A 1,842-nucleotide genomic window follows, 5' to 3' on the forward strand; every position below is an offset into this window, starting at 1 on the left:
TTGAAGACCTCAACGGCTTGACCATCGGCATCCTCAAGGGCGACCCGGACGTCAAGGCCTATGCCTCGCGCCAGTTCCCGAAGGCGCGACTGGTCGAGCTGAGCGACGAATCTGTCAACGGCGAGCGCAACTGGATCAACAATTTCATCAAAAAGGGCCAGGTAGACGCGGTGATTTACGACTACCCCTTCGGAGTGGCCGAAATCCGCGGGACGGACCTGCAGTTTGCGGTGTCCAAGCTTCCGGGCTCCAACATCAAGTACAAGATAGGTGTGCGCAAGGCAGACAGCCAGCTGCTCGAAAACATCAACATCGGCATTCGCAAGGTGAAAGCCATGCCCGAATACGGCGAGCTCGTGAAGAAATATTTCACGAGTACCAATCTGGGCAAGGTAAAAAGCGCAGACAAGACCGAAACGGTTTACGTGGTGAAAGCGGGCGACACCCTCTCGAAAATCGCCGCCGCCACGTTGGGAAGCAACATGCGCTTTGGCGAGATTGAATCGCGCAACAACCTGCCCAACCCGAACCTGATTCACGTCGGCCAGAAGCTGGTGATTCCCAAGGGCTGAAGCACACATTGAATCCCAATGCTGCAACCGGTTTGGCTTGTGGCTGGGTAACGCGGCTGTTCGTTCACCGGGCAGCCTGAATCGCGGCGCATGGCGCCGCTTTTTTTTGGGCCGTACTCTTTTCGCTGCGTCTATACGCTGTGGCAGCAGAGGCGACCAGGCCTTTGAGGCGGTCCGGGGCCAACGCGAGGTTGAGGCAAAACCCTTACAAGAAAAACCTTACAAATCCGACAACCAAAAACGCCCATACAGACGGCATTGCGCTGATGATGTTGTACGAATAACCCGAGGAGGACGACATGAAATTCACCCTGATCAAAACAACCACGGCCCTGGCGGCAGTGGCCGCGCTGGGCGGCTGCGCAAGCKGTGTGGGCGTGCAGCCCAACATCAAACCGGTCTGGCTGGGCGGCATCACCACCGGCGTCTACGACGGCGGCAACGACGACTTGCTGACTGCCGGCCTGGGCAAGAGCGGCCTGGCCGCACCGGCGCCGCTGCCCGTCGACCCGCTGAACCCGAGCGCGGCCGAGTTGCGCCGGATTGCGATTTATAACAACTACCGCGCCATCCTCGACATTTCCCCCGGAGGCGGCTACGGCACGCTGTACGGCCCCAATGTGGACGCCAAGGGCAACGTCACCGCCAGTGAAGGCAAGATCGCCGGTACCGAATACATCGCCTATTCAGACGACGGCAGTGGCCGGCAGAACGTCACGATGATGGTGCAGGTGCCGGCCAGCTTCAACCCGGCCAGCCCCTGCATCGTCACCGGCACCTCGAGCGGTTCGCGCGGTATCTACGGCGCCATTGGGTCGTCTGGCGAATGGGGCCTGAAAAACGGCTGTGCCGTGGCCTATACCGACAAGGGCACCGGCAGCGGCATGCACGACCTGCAGAACAACACGGTGCATCTGCAAAACGGTTTGCGCGCCGATGCGGTGGCGGCCGGCCCGGCCTCCAACTTCACCGCCAACCTGACGCAGGCTGAACGCACTGCCTTCAACGCGGCCACGCCCAACCGCTTTGCCGTCAAGCATGCGCATTCGCAGCAGAATTCTGAAAAAGACTGGGGCCGCTACACGCTGCAGGCCGTGGAGTTTGCCTACTTCGTGCTGAACGAGCGCTATGGCAAGCCTTCGCCTGACGGCGGCGGCCGCCTGAAGACGCTGAACCCGTCGAACACCATCGTGATCGCCTCCAGCGTGTCCAACGGCGCGGGCGCGGCGCTGGCCGCGGCCGAGCAGGACACGCAGGGGCTCATCAGCGG

General features: G+C 61.3%; 2 protein-coding genes. Both read left to right on the top strand.

The genetic code is table 11. The features are described 5' to 3' along the window. The coding region (locus tag AC1D1P_RS22235; RefSeq protein WP_477674476.1) for a transporter substrate-binding and LysM peptidoglycan-binding domain-containing protein at positions 1 to 572 on the top strand (572 nt) is incomplete at its 5' end. 299 nt (positions 573 to 871) lie between these two features. Next, the coding region (locus AC1D1P_RS22240) for a 3-hydroxybutyrate oligomer hydrolase family protein (RefSeq protein ID WP_477674477.1) at positions 872 to 1,842 on the top strand (971 nt) is incomplete at its 3' end.

The sequence above is a fragment of the Polaromonas sp. P1_E1_2 genome, from assembly GCF_056406035.1.